Origin of the sequence: Streptomyces sp. NPDC059852 (genome assembly GCF_042731455.1) — a bacterium.
Lineage (GTDB): Bacteria > Actinomycetota > Actinomycetes > Streptomycetales > Streptomycetaceae > Streptomyces.
Map to the genome: position 1 here is coordinate 380,985 of NZ_JBHWJK010000003.1, position 13,109 is coordinate 394,093.

The 13,109-nt window shown below is 72.7% G+C and carries 13 protein-coding genes; 8 read left to right on the plus strand and 5 right to left on the minus strand.

Annotated features, from left to right (window positions below; genetic code table 11):
* Positions 1–32 precede the first annotated feature (32 nt).
* On the minus strand, positions 33–1,253 hold the full coding sequence (locus tag ACFV46_RS06080) for an extracellular solute-binding protein (protein WP_361923671.1): 1,221 nt from the start codon (positions 1,251–1,253) through the stop codon (positions 33–35).
* Between the two features lie 179 nt (positions 1,254–1,432).
* Here ACFV46_RS06080 and ACFV46_RS06085 point away from each other — a divergent pair, with 179 nt between their 5' ends.
* The 3 genes from ACFV46_RS06085 to ACFV46_RS06095 all read left to right on the plus strand — a co-directional run bounded on the left by ACFV46_RS06085 (position 1,433) and on the right by ACFV46_RS06095 (position 4,684).
* Positions 1,433–2,377: an ROK family protein gene (locus ACFV46_RS06085; RefSeq protein WP_385497152.1), complete on the plus strand. Its 945-nt coding sequence runs from the start codon at positions 1,433–1,435 to the stop codon at positions 2,375–2,377.
* A complete protein-coding gene (gene nagA, locus ACFV46_RS06090; protein WP_361922767.1) occupies positions 2,377–3,612 on the plus strand; it encodes an N-acetylglucosamine-6-phosphate deacetylase in 1,236 nt (411 codons plus the stop codon). Before ACFV46_RS06085 ends, nagA begins: the two co-directional genes overlap by 1 nt.
* Before the next feature lie 142 nt (positions 3,613–3,754).
* Complete coding sequence (locus ACFV46_RS06095) at positions 3,755–4,684, plus strand: 1-phosphofructokinase family hexose kinase (protein WP_385497153.1); 930 nt, start codon at positions 3,755–3,757, stop codon at positions 4,682–4,684.
* A 28-nt stretch (positions 4,685–4,712) separates the two neighbouring features.
* On the opposite strand, the gene ACFV46_RS06100 is transcribed toward ACFV46_RS06095, so the two are convergent.
* Complete coding sequence (locus ACFV46_RS06100) at positions 4,713–5,654, minus strand: CBM35 domain-containing protein (RefSeq protein ID WP_376727094.1); 942 nt, start codon at positions 5,652–5,654, stop codon at positions 4,713–4,715.
* A gap of 117 nt (positions 5,655–5,771) precedes the next feature.
* Complete coding sequence (gene cdgB, locus ACFV46_RS06105; protein ID WP_361350267.1) at positions 5,772–7,427, minus strand: diguanylate cyclase CdgB; 1,656 nt, start codon at positions 7,425–7,427, stop codon at positions 5,772–5,774.
* A gap of 433 nt (positions 7,428–7,860) precedes the next feature.
* Between cdgB and ACFV46_RS06110 the strand changes: the two genes are divergently transcribed.
* Entirely contained in the window at positions 7,861–8,352 is a 492-nt protein-coding gene (locus tag ACFV46_RS06110; protein ID WP_376727293.1) for a flavin reductase family protein, read from the plus strand.
* Positions 8,353–8,428: 76 nt separating this feature from the next.
* Positions 8,429–8,920 carry a GNAT family N-acetyltransferase gene (locus tag ACFV46_RS06115; RefSeq protein WP_376727093.1) on the plus strand — a complete coding sequence of 164 codons (492 nt, stop codon included), beginning with the start codon at positions 8,429–8,431 and terminating at the stop codon, positions 8,918–8,920.
* A gap of 18 nt (positions 8,921–8,938) precedes the next feature.
* Here the strand turns inward: ACFV46_RS06115 and arfB are convergent, their stop codons facing one another.
* A complete protein-coding gene (gene arfB / locus ACFV46_RS06120; RefSeq protein WP_055625125.1) occupies positions 8,939–9,376 on the minus strand; it encodes an alternative ribosome rescue aminoacyl-tRNA hydrolase ArfB in 438 nt (145 codons plus the stop codon).
* Between the two features lie 171 nt (positions 9,377–9,547).
* Between arfB and ACFV46_RS06125 the strand changes: the two genes are divergently transcribed.
* From ACFV46_RS06125 to ACFV46_RS06135, 3 genes are all read left to right on the plus strand, one after another.
* Positions 9,548–10,123: a TerD family protein gene (locus tag ACFV46_RS06125; protein WP_048459028.1), complete on the plus strand. Its 576-nt coding sequence runs from the start codon at positions 9,548–9,550 to the stop codon at positions 10,121–10,123.
* Positions 10,124–10,212: 89 nt separating this feature from the next.
* A complete protein-coding gene (locus tag ACFV46_RS06130) occupies positions 10,213–11,172 on the plus strand; it encodes a GNAT family N-acetyltransferase (RefSeq protein ID WP_385497155.1) in 960 nt (319 codons plus the stop codon).
* A gap of 6 nt (positions 11,173–11,178) precedes the next feature.
* Positions 11,179–11,643 (plus strand): hypothetical protein, encoded by a 465-nt coding sequence (locus tag ACFV46_RS06135; protein WP_385497156.1) that lies wholly within the window; start codon positions 11,179–11,181, stop codon positions 11,641–11,643.
* A 26-nt stretch (positions 11,644–11,669) separates the two neighbouring features.
* Here the strand turns inward: ACFV46_RS06135 and ACFV46_RS06140 are convergent, their stop codons facing one another.
* Entirely contained in the window at positions 11,670–13,079 is a 1,410-nt protein-coding gene (locus ACFV46_RS06140; RefSeq protein WP_376727090.1) for a M1 family metallopeptidase, read from the minus strand.
* Between the last annotated feature and the right edge of the window lie 30 nt (positions 13,080–13,109).

Sequence of the window (13,109 nt, forward strand, 5' to 3'; positions counted from 1 at the left end):
GGCACCGTAACCCCCGCCACCGACAGCGGCTCCTACTCGGCCCCGTCCAGCCTGGTCGCGGTCGCCTGGAGCCGGGCCAGGACCGCCGAGGGGCTGCCGCCGGAGGCGACCGCCGAGCCGATGGTCTTCTTGACGTCCGCGCTGACCGCGGCCCAGGAGGTCCGGCCGACCGGGTACAGCTCGGAGGACGGCAGTTGCTCCAGGAAGGGCTTGAGGTCGGCGTCCTGCTTGGCGCCGGCCATCACCTCGGACGCGGAGGTGGTGACGGGCAGCAGGTCGTAGCGCCGGGAGAAGTCCAGGACGTTCTGCGTGTCGTAGACGAAGTCGAGGAACGTGCCGATCTCCTCGGCGTGGTCGTTCTGCTTGAACGCCATCATCCAGTCGGCCACACCCATGGACAGCTTGGTGGGACCGTCGACGCCGGGCATGGGCACCATGCCGACCTTCACGCCCTTCTTCCGGGCGGTCTGCATCAGCGAGGGGTGGCCGTTGAGCATGCCGACGTCCCCCTTCGCGAAGGCGGCGAAGGCGTCGGCGCGGTTGAGCTCGCCGGGCGCGACGGGCCCGGTGAGGCCCTTGCCGACCAGGTCGTCCTTCAGCCAGGTGAAGGTGGCGACGTTCTCCGGGGAGTCGATGCTGTAGGTGCCGAGCTGCGGGTCGGTGTAGCCGCCCCCGCCGCTGAGCAGCCACTGCATGGTCTCGGCCTGCGCCTCCTCGGACCCGAGCGGCAGCGCGTACGGGTACGTCACGCCCCGTGCCTTGAGCGCGGCGGCGTCGGCCGCCAGCTCCTTCCAGGTCCGCGGCGCGGTGAGGCCGGCCTGCTCGAAGAGCGACTTGTTGTAGAAGAGCAGCCGCGTGGAGGACGCGAACGGGATGCCGTACTGCACGCCGTCGACCTGGCCCGCCTCGGCGAGCTGCGGGACGAGGTCGGCCTGCACCGGGATGGAGAGCAGGTCGTCGGCCTCGTAGAGCAGGTCCTTCGCTGCGTAGTCGGCGTAGGCGCCGATCTGCGCGAGGTCGGGCGCCTCGCCCGCGGCGACCATCTCCTTGACCTTGGCGTCGACCTCGTTCCAGGAGTACACCTCGACGTCGACGGTCACCCCGGGATGCTCGGCCTCGTACGCGTCGGTGAGCTTGTCCCAGTACGCCCGTGAGCTGGTCGCCTTGCCGTCGCCGTAGTCGGCGGCCACCAGCTCGAGCGTGACGTCGTCCGAGCCGCCGGTCACCCCGCAGCCGCCGAGCACCGCCGTCATGTCCAGCGCGGACACCACCGCCACGACCGCTCCTGTACGCCTCCGACCACGCCGCTGCACGCGAATCCGCCCCACGCCTCTGTTCGAAATCTTCGAATCGTCATACATATTGCCCCCACAGGTCTACACCACGTAAGTGGACTAGACCTCTCGCGGGTCGGCAAGCCACACTGTCCCCCGTGAGACATGTCATCGCCCTCGACGTGGGCGGCACCGGGATGAAGGCCGCCCTGGCCGGAGCGGGCGGTGAACTGCTCCATCAGGCACGCCGCCCGACCGGCCGCGCCCGCGGCCCGGAGGCGGTCGCCGAGGGCATCCTCGACTTCGCCGCCGAGCTGCGCGCCTACGGCGAGGAGCACTTCGGCGAGCCCGCGGCCGCCGCCGGGGTGGCGGTCCCCGGGATCGTCGACGCCGAGCGCGGCCTCGCCGTGTACGCCGCCAACCTGGGCTGGCGGGACCTCCCGCTGCGCGACCTGCTCGCCGAACGGCTCGGCGGCATCCCCGTCGCCCTCGGCCACGACGTCCGCACCGGCGGCCTCGCCGAGGGCCGCGTCGGCGCGGGCCACGGGGCCGACCGCTTCCTGTTCGTGCCCCTCGGCACCGGGATCGCCGGCGCCATCGGCATCGACGGCCGGGTCGAGGCGGGCGCGCACGGCTTCGCCGGCGAGATCGGCCATGTCGTCGTCCGGCCCGGCGGCGCCCCCTGCCCCTGCGGGCAGCACGGCTGCCTGGAGCGGTACGCCTCGGCGGCCGCCGTCAGCGAGGCGTGGGCCGCCGCCTGCGGCGACCCGGACGCGGACGCGGCGGACTGCGCCAAGGCCGTCGCGTCCGGTGACCCGAACGCCGTCCGCGTCTGGCAGGCCGCCGTGGACGCGCTCGCCGACGGCCTGGTCACGGCCCTCACCCTGCTGGACCCGCGCACCCTGATCATCGGTGGCGGCCTGGCCGAAGCGGGGGAAACCTTGTTCACACCCCTGCGGGACGCGGTCCGGCAGCGGGTCACCTTCCAGAAGCTGCCGTCCATCGTCCCCGCGGCCCTGGGCGACACGGCGGGATGCCTGGGTGCCGGGCTCCTGGCGTGGGATCTCCTCGACAACACCGACCGTACGGAGGTAACTCCCTGATGGCGAACGCCCTAGGGGCCCGGGACAGCGCCGAAGAGCGGCTCCGCCGCGGAGCGCGACCAGCCACGACGCACCCGCGGCCGACGGCGGACGAGGTGCCCCTCATCCTGTCCGGCGCCAACGTGGTCCTGCCGACAGGAACGCTCGAAGAGGGCCAGGTGATCGTCGACGGCCCCCGGATCGCCGGCACGGCACCGGAGAACGCCCACCGCGTCGACCTCACCGGGCACTGGATCGTGCCCGGCTTCGTCGACATCCACAACCACGGCGGCGGCGGGGCCTCGTTCACCTCCGGCACGCCCGACGACGTCCTCAAGGGCATCCACACCCACCGGCTGCACGGCACCACCACCCTGGTCGCCTCCACCGTCACCGGCGACATGGACTTCCTGACCCGCCGGGCCGGGCTGCTCGCCGAGCTCGCCGAGCAGGGCGACATCGCGGGCATCCACTTCGAGGGGCCGTTCATCTCGCCGTGCCGCAAGGGCGCGCACTCCGAGGAGCTGCTGCGCGACCCGGACCCGGCGGACGTCCGCAGGCTGATCGACGCGGCCCGCGGCCACGCGGCGATGGTCACCCTCGCCACCGAGCTGCCGGGCGGCATCGACTCCGTACGGCTGCTGGCCGAGCACGGGGTGATCGCCGCGATCGGGCACACGGACGCCAGCTACGAGCAGACCGTGGAGGCGATCGACGCCGGCGCGACGGTCGCCACGCACCTGTTCAACGCGATGCCCCCGCTCGGCCACCGCGAGCCCGGCCCGATCGTCGCCCTGCTGGAGGACGAGCGGGTCACGGTCGAGCTGATCAACGACGGCACGCATCTGCACCCGGCCTCCCTGGAGCTGGCGTTCCGTCACGCGGGCGCCGGCCGGGTCGCCTTCATCACGGACGCGATGGACGCCGCCGGCTTCGGCGACGGCCGCTACATGCTCGGCCCGCTGGAGGTGGAGGTCGCCGACGGTGTGGCGCGCCTGGTGGAGGGCGGTTCGATCGCGGGCTCGACCCTCACCCTGGACCGCGCCTTCAAGCGGGCGGTGACGATCGACCGGCTGCCGGTCGGGGACGTGGTGGCGGCCCTGTCGGCCAACCCGGCGAAGCTCCTCGGCCGCCACGACCGCGTCGGCTCCCTGGAGCCCGGCAAGGACGCCGACCTGGTGGTCCTGGACGCCGACTTCGACCTCAAGGGCGTGATGCGCCGGGGCGAATGGGTGATCGATCCCCAACTGGGGTGATGTGTCCCGCTGTTGAGGGCGGCGGTTGTCCTGGGAGACTGTGACGGCCGCCGCCCTTTTGGCATGATCGTGACGCCCGGACAGGACGTCCGCCGGGCGACGGCACACGTATCGAGAACTTCTTCGGGGGAGGTCGGCCCAGGTGATCCTGACGGTCACGCTGAACACCGCTCTCGACATCACCTACCGGGTCGGGGCGCTGCGCCCCCACGCCTCCCACCGGGTCTCCGAGGTGACCGAACGCGCCGGCGGCAAGGGCCTGAACGTGGCCCGCGTCCTGGCGGCCCTCGGGCACGAGGTGACGGTAACCGGCTTCGCGGGCGGCGCGACGGGCCGGGAGGTGCGCGAGCGGCTCACCGCCGCCCCCGGCGTGATCGACGCCCTGGTGCCGGTGACGGGCCCGACCCGGCGCACCGTCGCCGTGGTCGACGACCGCACCGGTGACACGACCCAGCTCAACGAGCCCGGCCCGACCGTCTCCCCCGCCGAGTGGTCCGCCTTCCAGGAGGCGTACGGCACCCTCCTCCCCTCCGCGGCCGCGGTGGCCCTGTGCGGCAGCCTGCCGCCGGGGGTGCCGGTCGGGGCCTACGCCGGACTGGTCCGCTCCGCCCGGGCGGCCGGTGTGCCCGTGCTCCTCGACACCAGCGGGGAGGCACTGCGCCGGGGCGTCGCCGCCCGCCCGGACGTCCTGAAGCCGAACGCCGGGGAACTGGCCGAGCTCACCGGCTCGCACGAGCCGTCACGGGCGACGCAGGACGCGCGGCGGCGGGGCGCCCGCGCGGTGGTGGCCTCCCTCGGGGAGGGCGGACTGCTCGCCGCCACCCCGGAGGGCCGCTGGCGTGCCGCCCCGCCCGCCCGGCTGCGCGGCAACCCGACGGGCGCCGGCGACGCGGTGGTCGCGGGTCTGCTGTCGGGCCTCGTCGAGGGGCTGGCCTGGCCGGACCGGCTGGCCCGGGCGACGGCGCTGGGCGCGGCGAGCGTGGTGGCCCCGGTGGCCGGCGAGTTCGACCGCCGCACCTACGAGGAGCTGCGGGAACGGGTGGCGGTGACCGGCGAGGCCACCGCCGCCTGACGGCTTCCGGGAACGCCTAGGAGACGACCTAGGACTTGACCCAGCCCTTGACGAGCCACACCTGGTCGAGCAGGGCGTCGCACTGGTTGCCCTCCTCGCACGACACCTTGATCGTGTTGGTGCCCTTGTTGAGCTGGATGTAGTTGTAGGTCTTCGTCCAGCCCTTCTCGTAGTCGCCCTCGCCCGCGTGCGCGTAGTTCTTGAGGTTGACCGGCGCCGTGGAGGGCGTGCCGTTGACCGTCAGGGTGGCGTTGCCGTCCTTGCCCGGGACGCTGTAGCCGACGTAGACGGTGTACTTGCCGCCCTTCGGGATGCCGTTCACCGTCCAGGTGACCGACGAGCCGACCTGGTTGAAGCCGGTGACGTACACGCCGCCGTCCGCCTGGGCGCCCTTCACGTCGGACGCGGTGGCCGCGGTGCCGCCGAGGGCCAGCGTCTTCGCGTCGCTCTTCGGCAGCTCGACCTCGTCGCCGGGGTCGGCCGTCTGCGACGGCTTGGAGCCCTCGGTCTGGGACTGGGTCGGGGTCGCCGGCGTGTCGTCGCCCTTGGCGTCCTTGTCGTCGTCACCGCCCAGCATGGCCACGCCGATGCCGATGACGACCGCCGCGACGACGGCGATGGCGCCGATCAGCAGGCCCTTGGTGTTCGGCCCGCGGCCGCGGCCGCCGGATCCGGTGCCGGTGCTGTACGACGTCTGGGTCGTCGGCGCTCCGCCGGGCAGGGTCTCCGGGGCCGCGTAGTGCGCGTTCGGCTGGCCGTAGGAACTCTGCTGCTGCGGTGTCTGGCCGTACCCGGCCCCCGGCTGCTGGCCGTACTGGCGCTGGCCGACCGTACGCACCCGGTTGACGGCGTTCGGGTAGCCGTAGCCACCGGACGGCGGCTGGGCGCCATTGGCCTGCCCGTCGGCGTAGAGGTAGCCGAACGGGTCGTCGTCCTCGGGCGTAGTGGCGCCGTTGTTGCCGGACGTCATCCCTTGGTACTCCTCACCAGGTGCGGGCTGCGATGCATGGGGTCAGAATGGCGAGCCTACCCGCTCCTGTGCGCCCAAACGGGTGACTCACACCGCACCAGCTCGCTGACCTGGACTTCATCCCGCCCGTCTGTGCTGTTTGGGACGAGATCGTTTCTCTACGTACATCCGCTCGTCGGCGGACTTCAACACTTCGTCCGCGGTCATTCCGCAGTGTGCCCATCCGATGCCGAAACTGGCGCCCACGCGCACGGCCCGTCCCTCGGCCCGGATGGGCTGGATGATCTCGTTGCGCAGCCGGACGGCGAGGTCCTGGGCGTCGGCCCGGCCGAGCCCGTCCGCGAGGATCACGAACTCGTCGCCGCCGAGCCGGGCGACCGTGTCGCCGTCGCGTACGCCGCGGGTCAGCCGCCGGGCCACCTCGATGAGAACCGCGTCACCCGCGTTGTGCCCGAACCGGTCGTTGATCGACTTGAAGCCGTCGAGGTCGCAGAAGAGCACCGCGAGGCCCTTGGTGCCGTCGTCGCGCTCGGACTCCTCGGGCGCGACGGTGTGCACATGGTGGTCGTAGGCGTCCAGCGCGGCCGAGCCGGGGAAGTCGAAGCCGTGCCCGTTGGCGTCGAAGACGGCCGGATGCCCGTAGGCCGCGTCCGTGGACTCCAGGGCTCCGGCGTGCGCCGGGCGCTTGCACAGCCGGGCGGACAGGCGCGAGCGCAGCTCGGCGGAGTTCGGCAGGCCGGTGAGCGAGTCGTGGGAGGCGCGGTGGGCGAGCTGGAGCTCGCGGCGCTTGCGCTCCTCGATGTCCTCGACGTGGGTGAGCAGGAAGCGCGGGCCGTCGGCGGCGTCCGCGACGACGCTGTTGCGCAGGGAGACCCAGACGTACGTGCCGTCCCGGCGGGCGAGCCGCAGCTCGGCCCGGCCGCCCTCGGCGGAGGTGCGCAGCAGCGTGCCGATGTCCTCGGGGTGGACCAGGTCGGAGAAGGAGTAGCGGCGCATCGCCGAGGCCGGGCGGCCCAGCAGCCGGCACAGGGCGTCGTTGGTGCGCAGGATGCGGCCGTGCTGGTCGCCGCCCATCTCGGCGATGGCCATGCCGGAGGGCGCGTACTCGAAGGCCTGCCGGAAGCTCTCCTCGCTGGCCCGCAGCGCCTGCTGGTCGCGCTCGAGGCGGACCAGGGCCCGCTGCATATTCGCGCGTAGACGTGCGTTGCTGATGGCGATGGCGGCCTGGAACGCGTACATCTGGAGCGCCTCGCGCCCCCAGGCGCCGGGCAGCCGGCCGTTGCGCGGGCGGTCCACGGAGAGCACGCCGATCAGCTCGCCGCACGCGCCGCCGTGCACGCCGGGCGTGTACATGGGGGCGAAGAGGCGGTCGGCGGGGTGCCACTCGTCCTCGAAGCGGGGCGCGGGGCCTTCCGTGTACCACTGCGGGACGTCGTCGTCGTCGAGGACCCAGCCCTCGGTGTGCGGGATGAAGACCAGGTCGCCCCAGTGCTCGCCCATGTTCAGGCGGCGCTCCCAGGAGTCGCGGGAGCCGACGCGGCCGGTGATGAGGGCCTCGGCGGCCGGGTTGCCCGCGAAGGCGGCGACCACGAGATCGCCGTCGGGACGCACCAGGTTGACGCAGGCGAGTTCGTAGCCGAGGCCGTTGACGACGCCGTCGGCGACGGTCTGGAGGGTGTCGGCCAGACTGCGAGCCGTGTTCATGTCAGCCATGACCTGGTGCAGTTGCCGCAGGGTCGCAAGACGGACGTACGGTTCCGACTCGGTCTCCATGCTCGCCCTCCCCCCGAGACCTCGCAGCGCTTCAAGGGTGCTCTTCGGCATATCGTCCTTGCTGGGTTCCCCGCCACTGAATCACAGCGCGCTGCCCACTCGGTACACAGGGTCAACAATTAATGCCTCTTGTGACTCAAGTCACAGAGAAACGTGAACAATTGACCGGCGTTTCTGCGTTTTTCCCGTGTGTTTACGCAACGCGAACCGGGAGTGTGTGGAGGTGCCGCGAAACGCCGCGCAAGACGGTAGGGCGCGAGTCCTAGGTCCGCTCTCGTCCGCAGGCCCGATGTGACCGCACCGGGGCCGGGATTAGCGTTTTACCGTGCAGAACTTCACCACTCCCCCGCAGCCCGTCACCGCCGTCCTCCCCGCCTCCCGCTCCCCCCACGGGCATGCTGAGGGAGTGAGCAACGACGAGTTCCGCGCCGCCATGTCGCGGCTGGCCGCGGGTGTGGTGCTGGTGACCGCGCTGGAGCCGCCCCTGGACCCCGGCGACCCGCACGCACCGGCCGGCGAGGACGTCGGGATGACGGCCACCGCGTTCCTGTCCGTGTCCCTGGACCCGCCGTTGGTGCTGGTCAGCCTGCGGGAGGGGTCCCGCATGGACGACCTGCTCGACGAGCAGCCGCTGTGGGCGGTCTCCGTCCTCGCCGAGAGCCAGCGGCACATCGCGGGCCGCTTCGCCATGAAGGGCCGGGTCAGCGACCGGCTGCTGTTCGCCGACATCCCGTACACCCGCGGCATCGAGACGGGCGCCCCGCTGGTGGGCGGCGCGCTCGCCACGCTGGAGTGCCGCACCGAGCAGCGCGTGACGGCCGGCGACCACACCCTCGTCATCGGCCGGGTCCTGACGGCCTCGCTGCCGAGTCCGGACGGCGGGCCGCTGACGTATTTCCGGGGGCGTTACCGGCAGTTGAGGTGATCTCCTCGCGCGATGAGCGGTCGCGGCGGAAGAAATTCCCGCGCCCGCGGAAGATCACGCGGCTTACCCTCCCGGGATGACACCGCTCACTTCCTCGCCGCGACTTGAAAAGATCACACCTGGAAATCTCGAGTCCGCCACGGGCATTAGGGTCCGCCCCGACCAGGAACACGCGGTGACCCCCGTCGTGGAGTCCCTCGCCGAGGCGTACGTCCATCCCGCCGGCGTGGCCTGGCCGAGGCTGATCATGGACGGGGAGCGCCCGGTCGGCTTCCTGATGGCCTTCCTCGACATCGACTGGCGCGGCGACGGCGGCAGCGTGCGCCGCTCGGGGCTGTGGCGGCTGAACATCGACGCGCGCGAACAGGGCCGGGGCTACGGCAGGTTCGCGGTCGCGAGCGTGGCCGCCGAGATCCGCCGCCGCGGCGGCCACGAGCTGTACGTCACCTGGCACCCGGGCCCGGACGGCCCCGAGGGCTTCTACCTCGGCCTGGGCTTCCGTACGACCGGGGAGACCTCCGGCGACCAGACGGTGGGCGTGCTGGACCTGACGACGGCGAGTCTCTAAGAGCTGGCCCGAGAGCCTTCAGTTCCAGTCCCGGCCGGAGCGGCCGCGCTTGGTCTGGGCGCGCTGCTTCTTCTGCTGCAGCCGCCGCTCGTTGATCCCGCGCGGGACGCGCGTGGGGCGGCGCGGCTTGGGCGGCGGGGCCGTCGCCTCGGCGAGCAGCGAGGCCATCCGTACGGCGGCGGTCTCGCGGTTGCGCCACTGGGAGCGGTGCTCGGAGGACCGGACGGTCAGGACCCCGTCGACGAGCCGGCCGGCCAGCCGCTCCAGCGCGCGTTGCTTCCACACCTCGGGCAGCGCCTCGGTGGCCGCGAGGTCGAAGCGCAGCTCGACCTGCGAGTCACTGGTGTTGACGTGCTGGCCCCCGGGACCGCCCGAGCGCGAGAAACGCCACATGAGCTCGGCCTCCGGGAGGGAGACGGAGCCGCGGATGACATGGGGACCGGACATGTCCTCCATGGTCCCGCGCCTGTCCCGTCCACGTCACGCGAATATCGGCGGCGGTTGCCCCCTGCGGGCGTACTTCGGCAAAGAAAGTAAAGACACCTGGAACTGCGGTACCGCTCCCCGCGTTCATAGGGGTAGCTGTAGCTTCTAGCCGTACCGCAACGAGGGAAGGGACTCCCAACAATGGCTGTAAGCCTGTCCAAGGGTGGCAACGTCTCGCTCACCAAGGAGGCTCCGGGCCTGACCGCCGTCACCGTGGGTCTCGGCTGGGACGTCCGCACCACCACCGGCACGGACTTCGACCTCGACGCCTCGGCGATCGCGGTCAACACCCAGGGCAAGGTCTACTCGGACGCCCACTTCGTCTTCTTCAACAACAAGCAGACGCCGGACAACACCATCGTCCACACCGGTGACAACCGCACCGGCGAGGGCGAGGGCGACGACGAGGCGATCAACGTCAACCTGGCGGCCCTCCCGGCCGACATCGACAAGATCGTGTTCCCGGTCTCCATCTACGACGCGGAGAACCGCTCGCAGAACTTCGGCCAGGTCCGCAATGCCTACATCCGCATCGTCAACCAGGCCGGCGGCGCCGAGATCGCCCGCTACGACCTGTCGGAGGACGCCGCGACGGAGACCGCCATGGTCTTCGGCGAGCTGTACCGCAACGGCGCGGAGTGGAAGTTCCGTGCCGTCGGCCAGGGTTACGCCTCGGGCCTCGTCGGCATCGCGCAGGACTTCGGCGTCAACGTCTGAGGGTCCCCCGCACCGCCCCGAACCCCCCGGCCCCGCCGGGGGGTTCGGCGTACCCGGGCCCGGCCCTGCCCCTCCGATAGGTTGCCCCCGTGATCCTCGCCCCCCTCCCGCTGACCGCCGACCACGACATCCCGGCCCCGCTCCTCACCGAGCTGACGGCCCTCTACGCCTCCAACCGCGCGTTCCAGGCGCTCAGCGGCGACTTCCCCGACCCGGACGACATCCGGCCGGAGCAGGTCGCGGCGGCCCTCGCCGACGAGCTGGCGGTGCCGGGCGCGGAGGTCCTGCTCGCGCGCAGCGCCGGACGGCTGGTCGGCGTCGTGATCACTCTCGCCCGGCACCCCGACCCCGAGGACCCCGACCCGTGGATCGGGCTGCTGATGGTGGACGCCTCGGCCCAGCGCCAGGGCCACGGCACCCGGCTCGCCGCCCTCGTGGAGGAGCGCCTGCGCGCCGAGGGCCGCACCGGCGTCCGCCTCGCGGTCCTCGACGGCAACGCCCCGGCCCTCGCCTTCTGGACGTCCCTCGGCTACGAGCCGATCGGTCACGGCGAGGACCGCGAGCACGGCCGGCCCTGCACGGTTCTGCGCAAGTCCCTGCCCGGCACCCCGCGGGCCGTGCTCGAGGGTGGCCGTGTGGCCGTGCTCGACCCCACCGGCGCGGTGTTCCTGTTCCGCTACGCCGACGACGAGGCCGGCCCGCACTGGGCGCTCCCCGGCGGTGCCCCGGCCGGCGACGAGAGCCCCCGCGAGGCCGCCGCCCGCGAACTGCGCGCGGAGACCGGCTGGACGGACCTGGAGCCGGGCCCCCTCCTGGCCACCTGGGACCACGACTTCACCCACCAGGGCATCCCGATCCGCCGCCGTGAGCACATCTACCTGGCGCTGACCGAACGCCGCGAGCCGACGGGCCCGCGCCTCGGCCCGTCCGGCGACATCCTCGGCTGGCACTGGTGGACCGCCGCCGAACTCGTCGCGCCCCCGGAGCCTTTGTGGCCCCGGGACCTGGCCCGCCTGCTGGCCGCGTACGGCGCGGACGGGGGCGCCTGACCCGCCATGGACTGGACGACCCTCGCCGCCACCGCCCTGGGCGCCTTCGTCGGCGTCGGCTCGACCCTGCTCGCCGACCGCGTCCGCCGGCACCACGACCGGGCCGACCGCACCCGTCAGGAGCGCAGGCAGATCTACGTCACCGTCCTCACCAAGTACCGCCTGGCCTACGAGGACATGCGCGAGGCCGCCCTGACCCGCGACGGCCGGGAGCGCGCGACGGCCGTGCGCCAGGCGTTCCGCTCCTCGGGCTGCGACGAGGCCCGCGAGAGCGCCCTGCTGTGCGCGCCGCGGGAGATGGCGGACGCCCTGGAGGCCGTGTACGCCACCCTGCGGGACCTCCAGGACGCCTTCGCCACCGGCGACCCCCCGCTCGACTCCCCCGCGATGCAGGAACGGCGCCTCAAGCACGCGGAGGCGGTGTGGGCGGCACGGGCGGCGATACGGGGGGACCTGGAGGTGACGGGCTGACGGCGGCCGCGGCCGGTCCGGGGCCGTCAGGGGTGCTCGGGCTTGCCCTCCCCGTACAGCCAGTCCCGCCAGATGGGGGTGAAGTCCTCGTCGGGAGCCGTCCGTTCCACGTAGGACGTGAAGTCGTCGGTGTCCGCGTTGCCGTGGCGGTGCTTCGCCGTCCAGCCCCGTACGAGGTCCCGGAACGCCGTGTCGCCTACGGTCTGCCGGATCTTGTGGAGCACCATCGCGCCGCGCGAGTAGACCGGCTCGTCGGAGATGTGGGCGGCGCCGGACGGCTCGGCGGGCGGGAAGGACCACAGGTCCTCGTACTCGTCCTCGCCGTGGTCGTAGAGCGCGTCGAAGGTCTCCTGCGCGCTGTCGCCGCCGTGCTCCTCCTCCCACAGCCACTCCGCGTACGTCGCGAAGCCCTCGTTCAGCCACATGTCCCGCCAGCTCTCGGGCGTCACCGAGTCGCCGAACCACTGGTGGGCCATTTCGTGCACCAGCAGCCCGGTGCCGGGGGCGCCGGGGAAGACCGGCCGGTACTGCGTCTCCAGCGCGTACCCGGCGTCCCCCTCGCCGGCGACGATCACGCCCGTGGAGGAGAAGGGGTACGGCCCGAACGTGTCCTCGCCCCAGCGCACGACCTCCGGCAGCCGCTCCAGCGCCTCCTCGGCGGGCCCGGACTCGGAGGGGACGACAGCGGACAGGACGGGCAGGTCCCGGCCCGCCGCCGTGCGCACGGTGGACCGGTGAAGGGTGTAGTCGCCGATGGCGAGCGTGGCCAGATACGTGGCCATGGGCTCGGCCGTACGCCAGTGGAAGGCCGTACGGCCGCCGGTGGTGCGCCGCTCGGCGAGCTCCCCGTTGGACACCGCCTCGGTCCCCTCCGGCACGCTCACCGTGATGTCGTAGGCCGCCTTGTCGGACGGGTGGTGGTTGCCGGGGAACCACGCCATGGACCCGGTCGGCTCCCCCAGCGCGAGCGCCCCGCCCCCGGCGGTCGGCAGCCAGCCCTCCTCGGAGCCGTCCGGGTCGGTGAGCGTCCGGGGCGTGCCGGAGTAGTGGACGACGGTCCGGAACGTCTCGTCGGCGTCGAGTTCGTCGTGCGGCCGCACGATCAGTTCCTGCCCGTTGCGGCTGAAACGGGCGGGGCGGCCCTCCACCTCGACCCGGTCCACGTCCAGGCCGCTCAGGTCCAGGTCGAAGGCGGACAGGTCCTGCCCGGCGCGCGCGGTGATCTCGGCGGTGCCCGCGAGGTGCCGCTCGGCGGGGTCGTAGGAGAGGTCGAGCGCGTAGTGCCGCACGTCGTAGCCGCCGTTGCCGGCCTTGGGGAAGTACGGGTCGCGCACGCCCGGACCGCCGGGGGTGCCGTCGACTCCGCCGCACGCCGTGAGGGCGAGGGCGAGCAGGGCGCTCAGGACGGCGGGGACGGCCGCCGCGGTACGGGACACGTCGGTGATCCTATGAGCGGGAGCCGTGAC